Annotated in this window: 10 protein-coding genes; 1 reads left to right on the top strand and 9 read right to left on the bottom strand. The window is 71.3% G+C overall.

The window, feature by feature from the left end; translation table 11 throughout:
* Positions 1-15: 15 nt before the first annotated feature.
* From ACGFNF_RS21485 to ACGFNF_RS21465, 5 genes are read right to left on the bottom strand one after another with little or no spacing between them, the layout of a single operon-like run.
* Positions 16-2,874 carry an amino acid adenylation domain-containing protein gene (locus tag ACGFNF_RS21485; RefSeq protein WP_393170155.1) on the bottom strand — a complete coding sequence of 953 codons (2,859 nt, stop codon included), beginning with the start codon at positions 2,872-2,874 and terminating at the stop codon, positions 16-18.
* A complete protein-coding gene (locus ACGFNF_RS21480) occupies positions 2,871-4,427 on the bottom strand; it encodes an amino acid adenylation domain-containing protein (protein ID WP_393170153.1) in 1,557 nt (518 codons plus the stop codon). Before ACGFNF_RS21480 ends, ACGFNF_RS21485 begins: the two co-directional genes overlap by 4 nt.
* Entirely contained in the window at positions 4,414-4,656 is a 243-nt protein-coding gene (locus ACGFNF_RS21475) for an acyl carrier protein (RefSeq protein WP_393170151.1), read from the bottom strand. The genes ACGFNF_RS21480 and ACGFNF_RS21475 overlap by 14 nt, the downstream gene beginning before the upstream one ends.
* On the bottom strand, positions 4,653-4,910 hold the full coding sequence (locus ACGFNF_RS21470) for an acyl carrier protein (protein ID WP_393170149.1): 258 nt from the start codon (positions 4,908-4,910) through the stop codon (positions 4,653-4,655). Before ACGFNF_RS21470 ends, ACGFNF_RS21475 begins: the two co-directional genes overlap by 4 nt.
* A 28-nt stretch (positions 4,911-4,938) precedes the next feature.
* Complete coding sequence (locus ACGFNF_RS21465; RefSeq protein ID WP_393170147.1) at positions 4,939-8,016, bottom strand: amino acid adenylation domain-containing protein; 3,078 nt, start codon at positions 8,014-8,016, stop codon at positions 4,939-4,941.
* 432 nt (positions 8,017-8,448) lie between these two features.
* Between ACGFNF_RS21465 and ACGFNF_RS21460 the strand changes: the two genes are divergently transcribed.
* Positions 8,449-11,880, top strand: coding sequence for an amino acid adenylation domain-containing protein (locus ACGFNF_RS21460; RefSeq protein ID WP_393170145.1), 3,432 nt, complete (start codon positions 8,449-8,451; stop codon positions 11,878-11,880).
* A 13-nt stretch (positions 11,881-11,893) separates the two neighbouring features.
* Here the strand turns inward: ACGFNF_RS21460 and ACGFNF_RS21455 are convergent, their stop codons facing one another.
* From ACGFNF_RS21455 to araA, 4 genes are all read right to left on the bottom strand, one after another.
* Positions 11,894-13,072 (bottom strand): acetyl-CoA carboxylase biotin carboxylase subunit family protein, encoded by a 1,179-nt coding sequence (locus tag ACGFNF_RS21455; RefSeq protein WP_393170143.1) that lies wholly within the window; start codon positions 13,070-13,072, stop codon positions 11,894-11,896.
* Between the two features lie 422 nt (positions 13,073-13,494).
* Positions 13,495-14,487 carry a LacI family DNA-binding transcriptional regulator gene (locus ACGFNF_RS21450; protein ID WP_393170141.1) on the bottom strand — a complete coding sequence of 331 codons (993 nt, stop codon included), beginning with the start codon at positions 14,485-14,487 and terminating at the stop codon, positions 13,495-13,497.
* 311 nt (positions 14,488-14,798) lie between these two features.
* Positions 14,799-16,883, bottom strand: coding sequence for an RICIN domain-containing protein (locus tag ACGFNF_RS21445; RefSeq protein WP_393170139.1), 2,085 nt, complete (start codon positions 16,881-16,883; stop codon positions 14,799-14,801).
* Between the two features lie 366 nt (positions 16,884-17,249).
* Positions 17,250-18,752, bottom strand: coding sequence for an L-arabinose isomerase (gene araA / locus ACGFNF_RS21440; protein ID WP_393170137.1), 1,503 nt, complete (start codon positions 18,750-18,752; stop codon positions 17,250-17,252).
* Positions 18,753-18,773 lie beyond the last annotated feature (21 nt).

Raw genomic sequence — 18,773 nt, 5'->3', positions numbered from 1 at the left:
GATCTTGGGGGACGGTCATCGGTGGGACGGGGAGGCCGGTCGACCGCCGTGCTCGCGCACGAGCGCCAACCGGTCGACCTTCCCGCTCGGCGTACGAGGGAACTCCGCCGGGAGGTGGACGAACCGCGACGGCAGCATGTAGTCGGGCACCCGGGCCGTGATCGCCCGGCGGAGCGTGTCGAGGTGAAGCTGCTCACCCGAGGCGGAGCGGTAGAAGGCGGTGAGGCGGGTGTCGCCCACCCCGAGGGTCTCTGCGGTCACCACCGCCCCGACGACGCCGGGCGCCTGGCGTACCACGGCTTCGACCTCGCCCAACTCGACGCGGTAACCGCGGATCTTCACCATGCCGTCGCGCCGGCCCAGGAACTCGATCCGCCCGTCGTGGAGGAACCGGGCGACGTCGCCGGTCCGGTACAGCCGCCCGATCCCGGGCAGCGGGCTGTCGACGAAGCGCTCCCGGGTCAGCTCGGGCTGGCGCCAGTAGCCGTCGGCCAGCGGCAGCCCGGAGACGCACAGCTCGCCGGCGACACCGACCGGCTGGGGTCGCAGCCGGTCGTCGAGGATGGTGACGCAGGCGCTGTTGATCGGATAGCCGATCGCCGGCAGCAGTGGCCACGTGGCCGGATCGCCGTCGATCCGCAGCGACGTCACGCTGTGCGTCTCGCTCGGGCCGTACTGGTTGAACAGTGTCGCGTCGTCGAGTGCGGCGAAGAACTGCCGGATCGCCGGCGTGACGTGAATCTGCTCGCCCGCGCAGACGAACTCCCGAAGGGGCGGCGGCTCCAGCCCGAGTGCGGTCACGTACTGGGCGATGCTCTGCAACGCCGCGAACGGCAGGAACATCCGCCGTACGGTGTGCTTCCCGATCACCGCCAGCAGCAGGTCGTAGTCGGCCCGTTCCTCGGCGTCGACGAGCACCAGCGTGCCGCCCGTCGACCACGTGCTGAAGATCTCCAGGAACGACGCGTCGAAGCTGAGCGCCGAATACTGCAGGGTCCGGTCGCCGGGGCCACAGGCGGAGTCACCGCACTGCCAGGCGACCAGTCCGGCCAACGGGCCGTGCGGCATCGCCACGCCCTTGGGCAGGCCGGTGGAGCCGGAGGTGTAGATCAGGTAGGCGAGGTCGGCCTCGGTCACGACGGGCAGCGCGGACCCGGCTCCGTCCGGCAGGTCGTACCACCGATCCGGTTCGAGGACGGTGACGCCGTCGGGGATCGGCACCGCGTCGACCAGCCACGGCTGGGCGAGCAGGCACGCCACGTCGCTGTCGCCCAGCATGTACGCCAGGCGCTCGCCCGGATAGGTCGGGTCCAGCGGCACGTAGGCGGCGCCCGACTTGAGCACCGCCAACACCGCGACGACCATGTCGACGGACCGCTCCAGGAGGATCCCGATCGGTCGCACCGGTCCCCCGTCGCGCTGCCGATGCAGTACCTGGGCCAGCCGGTCGGCGGCGTCACCCACCTCGGTGTAGGTGACCTGCCGGTCCCGCCAGATGGCGGCGATCGCGTCGGGGGTGCGTTGCCGCTGTGCCTCGAACGCCTCGTGTGCCAGCGCTGGCCGGGTGGTGGGCGCCGGAGCCTGCGCGAAGACCCGCGTGACGAGGTCGAACTCGTCAGGGGCCAGCAGGTCGAGGTCGCCGATCGACCGACCCGGCTCGGAGAGCGCGCTCGCCAGCAGCGTCCGGAACCGGTCGACCAGGCGCCGCGCGGTCGCCGGGTGGTAGAGGTCGGTGGAGTAGTCGAGCATGCCCAGCACGGGGCCGTCGGATCCGCTCAGCCGTAGCAACAGGTCGAACTTGCTCGTGCCGGTGTGCACCTCCAGCGGCTCGACCCGCAGACCGGGCAGCCGCAGCTGGGTCGACTCGCCGTCGTCGATCCCGATGACCGTCTGGAACAGTGGGAAGCGATCCGGTTCGGCGGCGGTGACGGTCTGGCGGACGATCGTCGTGAGCGGTACTCCGCACTGCCGCTGCGCCGCCAGGTTCGCCTGCTTGACCGCCGCCACCAGGTCGGCGAACGACATCTCCGGCGTCACCGTGAGCCGCAGCGGCAGCAGATCCGCCAGGCAGCCCACGACCCGGTCCAGTTCGGCGGCACCGCGGCGGGCCACCGGTGTGCCGACGACGAGGTCCTGCTGCCCGCCGTGGCGGTGCAGCAGGGCGGCGTACGCGGCCGTCAGCACGGTGAACGCGGTGGTGCGACCGGCGCGCGCGACGGCCCGTACGGCCTGCGCGGTCGCGCCATCAAGGACGAACTCGACCCGGTCCCCTGCGTGTCCGATCTCGGCCGGGCGCCGCCAGTCGGCCGGGACCGTCGTGAACTGTGGCGGCGACTGCAACCGGTCGCGCCAGTAGGCCACGGCTGCGGCGTCGGCTTCCTGCGCCCGCTGCCGCCGCGCGTACTCACCCATGGTCAGCGCGGGCGCCGGCGGCAGCGTCGGGTCGGCGTACCAGCGGGCGATGTCGTCGGCCATGACCTGGAGCGACCAACCGTCCATGGCGATGTGGTGCAGCAGGAGGGCGAGCACGTGGTCCTCGCCCCCGAGCCGGAGCAGGAAGGCCCGCATCGGGGTCTGGTCCAGGTCGAGATCGAGTTCGGCCAGCTCACGCAGCCGCCGCTCGACCGCCTCCGGCGGACAGTCTTCGCTCTCGAGCGCCACTCCCGTGTCCTCAACGATCTGGGCGGGCTGCCCCTCGTGCAGCCCGTACCGGGTGCGCAACGCGGGGTGTGCGGCTGTCAGGCGGTCGATCGCCAGTGCGAGCGCGCCGGTGTCGAGCGGGCCGTGGATGCGGTGCGTCCACAGCACGGTGTAGCGGGACCTGCTCTCCGCGAAGGCGTCGCTGAGCCAGATCGCCTCCTGCTCGTGGGTCATGGGGTGGATGGCCAACGCGTGCTCCCGGTTCGGGTCGTCGGGGTACGGGCCGCGTTCGACAGTGCATCGCGGTCGAGCTTGCCGTTGGGGGTCAGTGGGAACCGGTCCAGAGCCCGCACGATCGTCGGGACGAGCGGCCGGGGCAGTCGGTTCAGCAGGTCGCGGCGCAACGCCGCGGGCCCGCGCGCATCGTCGCCGGGCACGTAGAACAGCGCCAGGGCCTGGTCGACGACAGTCACGGTGCAGTCCCGTACGCCAGGTGACTGTCGGGCCGCCGCCTCGACCTCCGCGGGTTCGATGCGATGGCCGCCGACCTTCAACTGGCGGTCGCGCCGGCCCCGGAAGCGCAGGAGCCCGGCCGGATCGATCAGGCCGTAGTCGCCGGTGCGGTACACCCGCACCGTCTCGCCGCCGATCTCCACCGGCACGAACGCGCGGGCGGTCAGCTCCGGCTCGCCCAGGTAGCAGGTGGCCAGGCCGTCGCCTGCGACACAGATCTCGCCGGTCTCCCCGGGCGGGCAGATCCGGCCCTGCCCGTCGAGCACCAGTACGGTCGTCGCCGGCACGGGTGAGCCCAGCGGGATGTCCCCACCGTCGGCGCAGTCTTCGAGCCGCACCCGGTACGTGGTGGTGTGCATGCAGCTCTCGGTCGGACCGTACCCGTTGAGCAGTTTGGTCCGCGGGTGGCGGCGCAGGAACCGGGCAGCGTGCGGCGCGGGCAGGCGCTCCCCGCCCACCAGCACCGTTCCCAGCCCGGCGAAGCTGTCGAGGGCCTCGTCGACGAAGAGCGCGAACAGCGAGGTCGTCAGGCGCAGCGTGGTCGCGCCGTGCCGCTCGACCATCCGGCGCAGTTCTCCGGGGGTGAGGTAGTCGCCGTCGACGAGCAGCGACGTGCCGCCGGTCATGAGCTGGCCGAACAGCTCGTAGCTGTACATGTCCCACCACGGCGGCGCCCCCTGGGGCATCGCGTGACCGGGGCCGAAACCGGGCGGCGGAGTGCCACGGAACATCCGCGTCAACGCCCGGTGCGGCAGCACCACGCCCTTGGGCCGGCCGGTGGTGCCCGAGGTGAAGACGACCGTCGCCGCCGCCTCGCCGTCGATCCCCGTCCCGGGCGCGGTGGGCGGGTGTGCCGCGCCGGCCGGTCCAGGGGCCGTATCGGTCGCCGTCAGCGGCAGGACCGTGCGGTCGCCCCAGTCCTGACCTGGATCGGTGGTGAGCACCAGGGCGGACCCGACACGATCGATGATGGCGAGCCGGCGCGGCGTCGGCCAGCGCGGGTCGATGGTCGTGTACGCCGCGCCGCACCACAGTACGCCGAGTTGGGCGGCGACCAGCTCCGGGCAGCGGTGTGCGCAGAGCGGGACGATCGCACCCGCACCGATCCCTTGTGCGCCGAGGCGTGCGGCCACGGCGAGTGCCCGCCGGTGCAGCTCGGCGTACTCGACCGGCGACCCCTGGTGCACGAGGGCGGTGGCGCGCGGAAACCGCTCGGCCGCCCGGACAACCGCCTGGTGGACCAGTGCCTGCCCCGCACCGTCAGCCGGCGTCACCGGCGGACCTCGCCGACACGAGGGCGATGAAGTCGCCGAACACGTCGTTGTCCAGCAGATCGACCGGGGTCAGCACGACTCCGGTCGCGCTCTCGATCCGCGCGCAGATCCGCAGCGCCTGCAGCGACGTGCCGTCGTGGTCGTAGAAGCTGTCCGCGGGATCGACCTCGGCCAGGCCGAGGACGTCGGCGATGACGTCCGCGACGACCTGCGGGGTGGGCCGCGTCACCGGGCAGCCTCCGCACCGATCGCAGCGGCGAGCGCGACGACCGTACGGTTGCGCAGGATCAGCCGCATCGGCAGGCGGTTGCCGACGCGGTCGGTGAGTTCGACCATCACCTGCACGGCGGTCAGCGAGTTGCCTCCGGCGACCTCGAAGAAGGGGTCCTCGTCGCCGAAGTCGGCGTGGCCCAGCACCTTCTCCCACACCCCACGCACCTCGTTGACGAGGTGCTGCGGCGGATTCTGAGTGGTATTGGACATCGTCACTCCGTTCTCCACAGGCCGATGGTCAGTCGCGGCGGGCGGCACGGTCGAGGCGCTCCGTCAGCGCGGCGGCGAGCGCCGCGACGGTCGGGTACTTGAACAGGTCGGTGACCGGCACCTCGACCGCGAACTCCCGTCGGATCTCGCGGTGCACCTGGATGAGCGTCATCGAGCTGGCGCCCAGCGCGAACAGGGGCACGTCGCGCGGCAGGCGCTCGGGCGCGGCGCCGAGCGCCCGCGCCCAGAGGTCGGCGAGTTTCCGCTCGACCACGCCGCGTGGCTGTGCGTCGGCGGCGACCGGGAGACCCACCTCCGGCACGGGCAGGCGGCGGGGATCGGCCTTGCCGGTGTTCCCGGTCGGGATCCGGTCGATCGCGACGAGGTAGGCGGGAACCAGTTCGGCGGGCAGGTCCCCGGCGAGGTGCGCGCGGAGCCGCGCCGTGTCGAGACCGTCGACGGTAACCACGTACGCCACGAGCGCGTCGGGCCGTCGGGGATGGATCGCGACGAGGGCGTCGACGATCCCGGGGAAACGCAGCACGACGCGCCGCACGCCCTCCAGCTCGACGCGCAGTCCGCGGACCTTGACCTGGCCGTCCTCACGGCCCAGGAAGGCGACGTTGCCGTCACCGCACAACCGGGCCAGGTCGCCCGTGCGGTACAGGCGGCCCCGGCCCTGGCGGCTGACGGTGTCGGGCACGAACACCTTCGCGGTCAGCTCGTCGCGGTTGACGTAGCCCAGCGCCAGCCCGACGCCCCCGATGTGGAGTTCGCCGGGGAATCCCGGCGGCAGCAGTTGTCCGCCCTGGCCGAGGACGTAGGCCCGCATCCCGGCCACGGGCCGACCGATGGGCGGGTCCGCGTCGGGATCCAGCGGCCCGTCGGCCAGGACATGGAATGTCGCGTCGATGGTGGTTTCGCTGGGCCCGTAGAGATTCACCACGCGGGCGCGGGTGGCGACGGCCGCCGCGGCGGCCGTCTCACGGGTCAACCGCTCCCCGCCGCAGAAGACCCAGCGCAGGCGCGGACAGTCCCAGTCGGAGCGTTCCGCGAGCATCGCGCCGAGCAGGGTCGGCACGAACTGCGCCACACTCACGTCGTGGGTGCGCAGGTCGGCGTGCATCAGGGCCGGGTCGCGGTGGGCGTGGGCGGGAGCGACGACGACGGCGGCGCCGATGACCAGCGGAGTCAGGTATTCCCAGATGGAGGCGTCGAACACCGGTGAGGTCTTGAAGTAGAACCGGTCGGTGCGGTCGAGGCCGAACTCGTGCTGCTTGAAACGCAGGTGGTTGAGGATGGCACGGTGCGGGACGACCGCCGTCTTCGGCAGTCCCGTGGTGCCCGAGGTGGTGATCAGGTACGCCGGAGCGGCGGGATCGGCGACGACGTGGGTGAGCGGAGCCGCCACCCCGGCCGGCGGAGGCGCCTGCGCCGCGACGACCGCGGGCAGCCCGGCCGGGGCGTCGGCGGTCGCCGTGACGACCGCAGCGCCGGCCGCGGCGTCGCTCAGCAGGAAGGAGCGTCGGCCGGCAGGTTGTTCCATGTCCACGGGCAGGAAGGCGTGGCCGCACCGCAGGACCGCGAGCACGGCCGCGAGGAACGCCGCGGAGCGCGCCATGCACAGCGCCACCACCGACCCGGGTGGTAGGGACAGGGCGCCGATCTCCGCGGCCAGGAGGTTGGACCACCGGTCCAGCTCGGCGTAGCTCAGGGTGCGATCGCCGGCGACGAGCGCCAGCGCGTCGGGCCGGTCGGCGGCGCACGCACGGAACGCCTCGATGATGCCGGGGCCGTCGTGGGCCGGCGGCCCCACGGACCAGTCGGTGAGGATGCGCTCCTCGGTCTCGGGGCCTGCCAGCCGCACCGTCAGCGGGGTGCCGGCGTCGGTGAGGAGCTGGGCCAGCACTGTCTCGAACCCGCGGGCGATGGCGTCGGCCTCGGTGGCCTGGAACAGGTTCGTGCAGTAGTCGAGCCGCCCGGTGAGCACTCCCCCGCGCAGGTTGATGGAGAGCAACAGCTCGGCCTTGCTACCCCGGGTGGCGAACTCGACCGGCTCGCTGACGACGCCGGGCAGGGTGAGGAGGGGGAAGGACGCGTCGTTGAAGGAGAGCACCGCCGGCAACGGAGGACGGCCCGGCTGGATCATGCGTCCGCCCGACCGTGCCGTCTCCAGTGCGACGCCCTGGTGCTCCACCCCGTCCATGACACGGTCCTGCACCAGGCGCACGTACTCGCCGAGGCTGGGGGTGGCCAGGCTGGGCGCGCGAAGCCGAAGCATGTCGGAGAACAGGCCGACGACGTGTCGGTACCGTGTCCGTCTCCAGTCGACGCCGGGAAAGGCGACCACGACGTCATCGCTGCGGGTGTAGTGCTGCAACACCAGCGTGTACGCGGCCATGCAGGCAGAGAAAGGCGTCACCTCGATGCGGGCGGCTCGGGCGTCCAGGTCGGCGGGCAGCCGCACCGCGATCGACGCGACGCGTGGCTCGACGGCGGCCGACCCGACGGTGCTCGGGGCGATGCCGCAGCCCGGGTCGACCCCGTCCAGGGACTCCTGCCAGAACCGCTGCGCGGCCCGGCCGGCCGGGGAGGCAGCGAAGTCCTGCTGCCACCGCACGTAGGAGAAGTAGTCGGGGCCGTCGGTCTCCGGTTCGGCGACGCCCGCGTACGCATGCGACAACTGGTCCAGGAACACGGGCAGCGACGGCGCGTCCACCGCGAGGTGGTCGAAGACGATCAGCAGCAGTGCCGCCGCCTCGTGCTGACGCAGCAGGTGGGCCCGCAGCCGTACGGAGTCCTCGGCCACGAACGGCACCGCGCACAGTGCCGTAAGGTGCGCGTCGAGGTCGTCCGCCACCACGTCCGTGGTCCGCAGCAGCGACGCGGGTGCCGGCTGGAGCACCTGATAGGTGACGGACTGCTCTTCCTGGAGTCGGACGCGCAGTTGTGGCTGACGCCGGACCACCTCCGTGAGGGCCCGGTCCAGGCGCCCTTCGTCCAGGGCACCTGTCAGCCGGTACGCCACGGCGACGTTGTAACCCGCGCCGTCCGAGACGAACTGCTGTGCGACATGCACGGCGCGCTGCTGGACGCTGAGCGGCACGCGGGCGTGGTCCGGCGGCGTCGGCTTCACATGCTCCCCCCGTCACGTGCGGCTCGGATGCGCCTCGCCAGCGGTCGTACGGCCCTACCGTCCCATCCATGCCGAAGTGAGTGGCCCGATCGATCGGCGGCCGTGCGAATTATTGGGCGATCGAAGCACGTCTTTCAATATAGTGTGATTTCTTTCACACCGGTTGATCGTCCGAGATTCCACCGATAGCTTGACCAGGAGCGATTTACGTCAAAGTCTCATGCTGAATGGCGGAATCGTCGACTGCCCGGCGCGGCAAATCCGCGACGGCATCGCGCTCTGCCGGAGGGGCGTGCCTCGAATTTCGCGAAGTCAAATAGATAGCATGCGTATTACCGGTGACGCCTGCGCTACCACGGCCGGTCTTGTTGCGCGCACAACAGGCAAAGGAGACCGAACCTGATGGCACTGATCGACCTGCTGTCCGAACTCGCGGGCCTGGGTATGCGCCTTTCCGCACAGGGCGACAAGCTGCGGATAACCGGCCCGCGCGAGCGGCTCACCGAGCCGCTGCGGGCCCGCCTCGCCGCGCACCGAGACGAGGTGCTGCAGTTCGTTCGCGAGCAGGAGCACGAAGAGCGGCGTCGCAGTGTGCGCATCGTCCCGGTCGACCGCACCCGACCGCTGCCGGCCTCCTACGCGCAGCGGCGCCTCTGGCTGATCGAGCAACTCGCGACCGACGTGCCGATCTACAACATGTACATGGCACGCACCATCACCGGTCCGCTCGACACCGACGCGATGCGGTCTGCCGTCGAGACCATCACGTCCCGGCACGAGATCCTGCGCAGCGCGCTCGTGGAGGACGGCGACGACCTGTTCCAGGTGCCGGACCCGGCCGGACGCCCCGCGTACACCGAGCACGACCTGCGGGGAGCCGCCGACGAGGCGGTCCGGCACCTGCTGCACGACATCGTCGCGACCCGCTTCGACCTGTCGCGGGCCCCGCTCATCCGCTTCGACCTCATCCGCACCGGCGCCACGGACTGGATCCTCGTCATCACCCAGCACCACGTCATCTCCGACGGCTGGTCGGCGGGCATCATCCGCAAGGAGATCTCGGAGCTGTACTCCGCCGCCACCGAGGGCCGCGAGCCGGACCTGCCCGACCTGCCGGTGCAGTACGCCGACTTCGCCGCGTGGGAGCGGCAGTGGATCACCGGCGAAGTGGCCGAACAGCAGCGCGAGTTCTGGCGCGGCCAGTTGGCGCAGTTGCCGCCGGCCCTGGAGCTGATGCCCGGCCGGCCCCGGGCCGCGGTGCAGAGCTACCGCGGTGACGCGCTGGTGTTCACCTACGACGCGGAGCTGATGAAGCGGCTGCGGGAGCTGTGCGCCGAGTGCGGCACCACCCAATACGGCGCCCTGGTCGCGGCGTACGGCCTGCTGCTGTCGCGCATGACCCGCGCTGACGACCTCGCGATCGGGAGCCCGCTGGCCAGTCGGCCCTACCCGGTGCTGGAGAACACCCTCGGCCTGTTCTTCAACTCGATCACCGTACGGATGCGGCCCGATCCACAGCAGACGGTCCGCGAGTTCCTCGCTGCGGTCCGCCGCAACGTCTTCGACGCCTTCGCCCACCAGGATCTCCCCTTCGACCAGGTGGTCCAGGCGGTCGCGCCGGATCGCAGCGTCTCGCACTCGCCGCTGTTCCAGGCCATCTTCATCCTGCAGAGCTACCCCGAGACCGGGCTGTCGCTGACGGGCCTGGAGACCGGCCAGGCCGTCGCGCCGGTCTACGCGACGCAGTACGACATCATGTTCAAGTTGCGGGAGGACGGCGACCTGGGCAGGGGCTTCCTCGTCTACAACAGCGAGATGTTCGCCAAGTCCGACATGTCGCGCCTGGTCGACTGGTTCGCGCGCGTGGTCCGGCTGATGGCGGCCGACCCCGACGCCATGCTCGGCGACCTGGTGCTGGCCGGTGCCGAAGACCTTGCCCACGTGGCCCGGTGGAACGTCGCCACAGCTCGGGAGCTGCCCGCCCTGCCGGTGCACCGGCGGATCCTGGCCCAACTGCACGCCGCCCCCACCGCACCCGCGGTGACGTTCCGCGGCCGCACCCTCACCGGTGCCGCACTGGCCGAGCGCGCCCAGGCCATCGCGGCAGGTCTCGTCGCGGCGGGGCTACGCCCCGGCGACCGCGTCGGCGTCCTGGTCCCCCGATCCACCGATCTCGTCGCGACCCTGCTCGGCGTACTCAGCGCCGGTATGACGTACGTGCCCAACGACGGCGCGGCACCGCAGCAGCGGTCGGCGGACAGCCTGGCCATCGCGGAATGCGCCGCGCTGATCGTCGAACACCCCGCCGTGCCGTCACCGCCGTTCGGCGGCCGGGTCCTGCCGCTGACCGAACTCACCGGTCACCCGCCGCTGAGCACCCTTCCCGAGGTCCCGGCGGACAGCACCGCATACGTCATTTTCACCTCGGGCTCGACCGGGGTGCCGAAGGGCGTCCGCGTCGCACAGCGCAACCTGACCAACTTCTTCGCGGCGATGGACGAAACGGTCCCGCTTCCGCCACGGCCGGTATGGCTCGCGGTCACCAACGTCACCTTCGACATCGCGGTACTCGAACTGCTGTGGACCCTCAGCCGCGGCGTCCACGTCGTCCTCGGCGAGAGCATGGAGACGCTGCACCGGTTGGCGGAGACCGACACCGAGCCGGTCAAGGTCCCCGACCTGATCGAGACCGCCGGGGTCACCGCGCTGCAGGCGACACCCACGTTCGTCCGCACCGTGCTGCGGATGCCCGACGGGCCCCGGGCGCTCGCCCGGCTGCACACCTTGCTGGTCGGCGGTGAGCCGCTGGACCCGGCGCTTGCCACCACGCTGCGCGAACTCGGCATCCCCGAGGTGCTGAACATGTACGGTCCGACCGAGACCACGGTGTGGTCCACCGCCTGGCAGCTCGACTCCGGGCCGCCGCTGGTGGGCAGGCCGCTCGCCAACACCACGGTGCACATCGTCGATGCCTTCCTGCGTCCGGTCCCCGTCGGCATGTTCGGCGAGCTCGTCATCGGCGGCGCGGGGGTCAGCCAGGGCTACGTCGGGGACCCGGAACTGACCGCGCGACGCTTCGTCTCGGCACCGCACCTCGACGACGGAGCCACCGTCTACCGCACCGGCGACCTCGCGCGGATCACGCCCGACGGCACGATCGAACTGGTCGGTCGCTTCGACAACCAGGTCAAGCTCAACGGGCACCGAATCGAGCTGGAGGAGATCGAGCGGGCGGTGGCCGCTCTGCCCGGTCTACAGGACTGCGCCGTGGTCGTGCAGACCGACGGCGACCAGAGCCGCCTCGCCGCCCACTGCGTCACCGCCGGCGGCGCACCGGTGGACGAGGAATGGCTGCGGGTCGAGCTGGCGCGCACGCTGCCGCCCCAGATGATCCCCGGCCTGGTGTCCACCATCCCCGCGCTGCCGGTCTCTCCCAACGGAAAACTCGACCGCAAGGCGCTTCCCAGGATCGAGGCACGCGCCGTCGGGTCCGAGCCGGTCACGGCGGATGGCGACCTCGAAGAGGCACTGCTGACGGCCTGGCGCCGGGTGTTGGGCGACGAGCGCATCGGGGTGACCGACGACTTCTTCCGCTCCGGCGGCAACTCCCTGCTGGTGGTCCGCCTGCTCAGTGAGGTGCGTGCGCAGGCCGCGCCCCAGGCGCGCATCGTCGACCTGTTCCGCTTTCCGACGGTACGTACGTTCGCGGCGCACCTGACGGGTGGGGCCACCGATCAGCCTGGCGTGGCAGCGGGCCACGACGAGGCACAGCGCGCGCGCCTGCGCCGGCAGCAGCAGGTGCGCCGCAAACGGCAGGCGCGCACCGGAGGCTAGCGACGCCGCACGCTCAGCGGTAGACGACGTTCAAGCGCTCGTTCAGCTCGGCCAGGGACGCCAGGATCGCCTCGTGCGTCGTCGCCGTACCGTGCACCAGACCGATGCTGTTGGCGGTGCCGTCGCGCCAGTCCAGCGCCCGGCCCGGCTTCGAGCGCAACTCGATGCTGCGGATACCGCCGACGTCGCGGGCTCGCACGTCGTTCCAGGACACCAGGGTCTTCGCTTCGACCGGCGGTGCCAGCAGGTAGGCGAACTCCATGCGCTTCCACACCAGGGGGGGCACCGTCACCGGCTCGCCCGTCGCGAGCCGCAGCACGGTCCGCACGAGGTCGAAGCCGGACGCTCGGCGTAGCAGCACCGGAACGTAGCCGCCCATCCGGCCGTTTACTTCGATCACGCTAGGGCCGGCCGGGGTCAGCTTGACCTCGGTGTGCGTCACGCCGTGCCGGACCCCCAGCGCCCGCAGTGCGGCACTGGCGACCTCGACCGCGGCTGCCTCGTCGCGCTCCGACAGCGTGCAGGGAAGCACGTGCCCCGTCTCGCGGAACGGTGGCGCGAGCGGGAGCTTGGAGGTCACGCAGACGGTCTGGACGTCCTCGCCCTGCACCACGGATTCGACCGAGACGTAGTCACCCCAGCATTCCCCAGCCACCGACGGATCTCCGGTCAGCAACTCCTCCAGGACGAAGTCGCCGGTGCCACGCGCTACGAACTCGGCCACGTAGCTGCGGCACCGCTCCAGCGACTCGATGCGGGCGGTGTCCACGCTGCCGGCACCGTTGCGCGGCTTCAGCACCGCCGGCAGTCCGATCTCGGCGAGTGCGGCCACCGCGTCGTCGACCGTACTCACCAGCCGCGCCTGCGGCGAGGGCACCGCCGCCGCGTTCAGCAGTGTGCGCTGCAAGAACTTGTCGATCAGGGCGGGCACGGTCGCCGGGCTGTGGAACGGCAGCCCGCAGCGCTGGGCGATGCGGGCAGCCAGGTGCAGCCAGTTGTCGTTGAACGCCGCCACCCCGTCCGGGCTCAGGCTCGCGACCAGGTCGCAGATCTCGTCCTCGGACAGTCCGACAGCATCGACGACGCGAACGTTCTCGGGGATCACCCACATGTCCGAAGCTGCCGCGTCCTCGTGCCTCATCCGCAGGAACACGACATCACAGACGTCGCGCGCGGCCGACAGGACGGTCACCGCACTGGCCGAGCCTCTGTCGTAGACGATGAGGCACGTGGGAAGACTCATCTGGCCGGCTCCTCCAACCTTCGGCCCCGGGTTCGACGGGCACCCCTACCGCAGGCGGGGAGGGACGCCGACGTCGCCTGAACGGCCCGACCTCGACGTTCCGCGCCGCCCCCACCCGGTCGCAGAAGGCGCGACGCCCGCTACGCCAAGCCGAACGGACCGACCACGTACCCGGCCGTCCGCACTGGGCACGGTGGGCGAGACAGGACTGCCCGATGGTAGCGGTAATCGCGGGGTGGCAGGGGTCCCGAGGCGCCCTCGGCGGAAAGGGCGTGGACGGCTACCCGCCGGCCTGGCAATCCAGCGAGGTGCCTCCATGGAGCTGACGCCACCGAAGCTGGCGTCGCCCCGCGCCCCCGCGTGGTGGGTGGCTAGCGGCGCGGTGGGGCCGCGACGCTGGCGCGGGCGACCAGGCTCGGTGCGACCGTCTGCCGGAGCGGGCCGACGACCTGCGACGACTCGATCTGGGCGAGCAGCAGGTCCAGGCTCGCCCGGGCGACCGCGGCGAAGTCGGGCCGCACGGTGGTCAGCGGCGGGATGAAGTACGCCGCCTCCGGCACGTCGTCGAAGCCGACCACGCTGATGTCGTCAGGCACCCGCAGGCCGTGCTCGTGCAACGCCCGCAGCACGCCCAGCGCCAAATGGTCGTTGGCGGTGAACACCGCGGTGACCTCCGGTATCCGGGCGAGCATCTGCCCGCACCGGTAGCCGGCCGCCGCGGACCAGTCCGCCGGGATCAGCGGCGGCGCCTCGGCACCGGCTGACCGCAGGGCCTCCCGCCACCCCTCGATCCGGCCCGCGCTGTCGAACCAGTCCGGCGGGCCGGACACGTGCCAGACCGTCCGGTGCCCGGCGTCGAGGAGATGCTGCGTGGCGGCCCGGGCACCGGCGACCTGGTCGACCGTCACCAGCGGGATCGGCCGCCGCGGGTCGCCGTCGACGGTGACCAGGGGTACGTCCTTCGGTAGCCGTCCGAGCGCCTCCCCGGCCGACTCGACGGGCGCGATCACCACGATGCCGGCGACCCGGTGCGCGAGGTGCCGCTCCACCGCCGCAGAGATCGACTGGTGGTCGAGGTCGCTGACGCTGCCGACGCTGACCGCGAACCCCGCCTCGGCAGCCGCCTGCTCCAGCGCGGTCAGCAGCGACGCCGGGCCGAAAAGGGTGGTGTTCTGCGCGACCACCCCGATCACCTGGGACCGGCCGGTGACCAGCGCCCGCGCCGCGCGGTTGGGCCGGTAGCCGAGTTCGGCGATGGCCGCCTGGACCCGCAGCCGGGTCTGCTCGCGTACGTTGGGGTGCCCGTTGAGGACCCGGGACACCGTCTGGTGCGAGACGCCGGCGAGGCGAGCCACGTCCGTCATCGCGGGACTGCGCACGGCCGCCTCACTTCCCCCGCCTGCCCGTCGACGATCGCACACGTCGGCGTCGACGGGAGCGGCCATCGTGTTGCTGCCTCCGCCACGGCGACGTGTGCCGGGTGACCGGTGGAAACGCCGACAGTCTACGCCAGTCGTCCCGTCGGCCAGGGTGCGGCTGAGCCGGCGCACCAGACGGGACTGCCGGCGGCGCGCGCCCGGGGTGGGAGCGGTTTCCGATGGTTCCCCGCACCCCGCCCCGGAGCATTCGCCGTACGATCCTCAGGCTCTCGTACGCCCGGGACCGGTGGCCGGTGTCATGGCGTCGTCAGGGTGAACCGGCGCACCGTCACCTGGCCGCCCAACGACTGGGTGGCGTAGTTGAAGATGCCGAACCGGTATCCCATGAAGAACTGCCAGGCGTTGTTGAGGGTCAGGGCGTTGCCCAGCGGGACGAACGTGACCCCGTCGGTGCTGTACGAGAACCTCGCCTGGCGCCCCGAGCCGGGCCGGATGTCGGCGTTGGCGCGCAACCAGATCCGCCCGCCGGACACCGGTGCGCTGGCGATCTCGGTTCCGGTGCCGGTGGTGTTCCAGTTGTTGGTACCCATGGTCAGACCGTTGGTCATGACCACCCGCGTGGCCCCGTTGTCGCGCTTGACGCCGATCCACGCCGAGGTGTCGCGCAGCATCGCCAGCCCGGTCCGGTCGCCGTCGCGCATCGTGGAGTAGTCCAGTTCGATGATGCCCGTCGAGGTCGGGCCCTGGATGCGGTGGGTCACCGTGTTGCGCGCCCGGTAGAGGTCGTTGGTCACCGTCGCGGTCTGCAGCCGCAGCCCGTTCTCCACCGACCACCGGCTGTTGTCCGGGTTGTGGTTCCACTCGTACTGGACGCCGAGGGTGGTGCCGGGGAAGGTGTCGGTCCCGGTGAGCGGCTTGACCGGACGCGACGGCAGCGGGTTGGGGTAGTTGACGCCCCAGGCGCCGTTGACCGTCTGCACCTGGGGCCAACCGTCGCTGGTCCAGGTGATGGGGGCCAGCGTCGGCATCCGGCCACCGGGGTACGCGTCGGTGAACGCCATGTAGTACCAGCCGCCGTTCTGGGTCTGCACCAGTCCGCCCTGGTGCGGCACCCCACCGCCGGAGATCGGACCCGGCATGTTGAGCAGTACCTGTCGCTGCTCGTACGGGCCGAACGGGCCGTTCGTCGACTTCAGCACGTACTGGCCGTTGGCCGGGCGGGTGAGCCAGATGTAGTAGGCGCCGTTGCGCTTGTAGAAGCGCGCCCCCTCCAGCGTGCCGATGCTCGACGGTGTCTGGTACACCTGCTGGGCCCGCACCTGGGTGCGTCCGTCGGGCGACAGCTGGGCCACGCTGATCGTGCCGTTGCCGTACGCGACGTACATGGTGTCGTTGTCGTCGACGAGCATCCCGGCGTCGTAGTAGCAGTTGGGGATGGTGGTGTGGCGGCTCCACGTGCCGTCGACGGCGGACGCGGTGTAGATGTGCGTCTGGGCGAAGTCGATGCAGCCGGCCCAGTAGAAGGTGCGGTTGCTCGGCCGGTAGTTCAGCGTGGATGCCCAGATGCCGTCGACGTACCCGTGGCCGCCGTTGGCCAGGTCGTACTTGGTACCGAAGTCCAGTCGGGGCACCGAGTGCCCGGCGAACTCCCAGTTCACCAGGTCCCACGACCGCAGCACGGGGGCACCGGGCGAGTAGTGCATGGTGGAGGCCGACATGTAGTAGACGTCGCCGACCCGGATGATGTCGACGTCGGCGAAGTCCTGCCAGACGACCGGGTTGGTGAAGGTGCCGCCGGGGTTGCCGCTGTCACCGACGCGGACCAGCTGCCACTGCTGATGACCACCGTTGAAGTCGTCGTACTGCACGATGTTGCCGCCGTCAGCGGTGGAGGCGTTCTGCACCTCGACCACCTTGTTGGAGTTCCGGTTGATCAACCGCACGTACCCGTCGGCTGAGTCCGCCAGCCGGAACTGCTGGTTCGTCCCGTTGCCGTCGCTCCACTGCACGATGCTGGCGCCGTTGGCCGTGGAGAAGTTGTAGACGTCGAGCACCTTGCCCGAGTGGCGGGACTTCAACCGGTAGTACCCGCCGCCGGAGTCGACGAACTGCCACTGCTGCCCGTTGCCGTTGTTGCGCGACCACTGCGTGATCCGCGCCCCGTCGTTCGTGGCCCCGTTGTACAGGTCCAGCACCTTGCCGCTGTTGCGGTTCACCAACACGTACCACGCGCTGGTGTCCACCGTCGCCGCCGAAGCCGGCCCCGGAGACACCGCGACGAGCCCGCTCGCCGCGAGCACCGCGACCACCGCGGCCGAGACCCGCGACAACCAACCACGCCGTCGGGGCACTGCCCGCGAGGGCCCACCAATGGCAACCATGATCCTCCTTCGAGAGCGCTGACACGATCCGGATTCCGTCGGGAGCGTCACCCGGGCGCCTGCGTCCACCGCGCCGATCATTCATCACCGATGTGATCGCTCACAGCTTCGGCCACCGTCATGACGCGCAGAGTCGTACGACCCCGGCAAGGAGGTCTTCGGCCGGCCTGCCCTTGGAGGCCGATCGCCCCATCCATCGACTGTGAGCGATAACATGACGTTCGTCAAGACGGTACGCATGGGGCGGGACAGCGACCGGAACGCCGACGGGGCCCTCCCGGCACGGGAGGACCCCCCGGTGTCACCGACGGAATCGACAAGCGGGGCCAGGTCTAGGGCGCGCTGGTGGCTGCCCTCCTGCGCGGGTCAGAACCCCCGGGCGAGGCGGTAGTAGGCCTGGTTCCACCGGATCTCGTCGGCGAAGCGGCGTGGCTCGGTGTGCTCGTCGATGACGACCAGCTCGGTGCGTACCATCTCGGCCAGGTCGTGCAACTCCTCCACGCCCACCGCCTGGGACAGCACGGTGTGGTGCGGGGCGCCGGCGGTGATCCAGGCCTCCGCCGAGCCGGCCAGGTGCGGGCGGGGCCGCCACACGGCCCGGGCGACCGGCAACCGGCGCAGCGGGTGCGGCGGCGCCACCACGTCGACCTCGTTGGCCACAAGGCGGAAACGCTCCCCCATGTCCGCGAGGCCGAGCACCACCGCCGGGCCGGGCGCGGCGTCGAACACCAGCCGGACCGGGTCCTCGCGACCGCCGATGCTCAGCGGGTGGACCTCGACCTTCGGGGTGTCACCGGCGATCGTCGGGCAGACCTCGAGCATGTGGGCGCCGAGCACCAGCTCGTCACCCGGCGTGAGATCGTAGGTGTAGTCCTCCATGAAGGACGTCCCACCCTCGACGCCGACCGCCATCGACTTGAGCGTGTGCACCAGCACCGAGGTCTTCCAGTCGCCCTCGCCGCCGAAGCCGTAGCCGTCGGCCATGAGTCGCTGCACGGCGATGCCGGGCAGTTGGCGCAGACCGCCGAGGTCCTCGAAGTTGGTGGTGAAGGCCCGGAAGCCGCCCTCGTCGAGGAACACGCGCAGGCCCAGTTCGAGGCGCGCGGCGTAGCGCAGCGAGTCGTGGCGCGCCCCGCCGGGCCGCAGCTGCGGGTCGACCCGGAAGGTGTCGTCGTACTCCTTGACCAGGTCGTCGATCTGCGCGTCGGCCACCTGGTCGACGACCGCGACGAGGTCGTTGACGCCGTAGGTGTTGACCGAGACGCCGAAGCGCAGCTCCGCCTCGACCTTGTCGCCCTCGGTCACGGCGACGTCGCGCATGTTGTCGCCGAAGCGGGCCAGCCGCAGCGACCGCATCGCCGAGTAACCGAGCGCGGCCCGGGCCCAGGCGCCGACCCGGGCGGTCACCCGGGGGTCGCTGACGTGCCCGGCGACGGTCTTGCGGGCGACACCGAGCCGGGTCTGGATGAAGCCGAACTCGCGGTCACCGTGCGCGGCCTGGTTCAGGTTCATGAAGTCCATGTCGATCTCGTCCCAGGGCAGCAGGACGTTGGCCTGGGTGTGCAGGTGCAGCAGCGGCGTCCGCAGCGCGTCCAGGCCGGCGATCCACATCTTGGCCGGCGAGAAGGTGTGCATCCAGGCGATCACCCCGACCACACCCTGCGCGGCGGCGTCCCGACAGGCCTTGAGGATGTCGGCGCTGGAGGTCAGGACCGGCTTCCAGACCACCCGGACGGGGATCCCGGGCGCGTCGTCGAGCTGCTCGGCGATCTGCCGGGACTGCTCGGCGACCTGCCGGAGGGTGTCCTCGCCGTACAGGCCCTGGCTTCCGGTGAGGAACCAGACCTCGGGTTGGGGGTGCGTTGCCATGCAGTTGCCTTCCGCGAGATG

It is taken from the genome of Micromonospora sp. NPDC048868, from assembly GCF_043198195.1.
Lineage (GTDB): Bacteria > Actinomycetota > Actinomycetes > Mycobacteriales > Micromonosporaceae > Micromonospora > Micromonospora reichwaldensis.
This window is presented reverse-complemented; position numbering and strand designations above follow the sequence as displayed.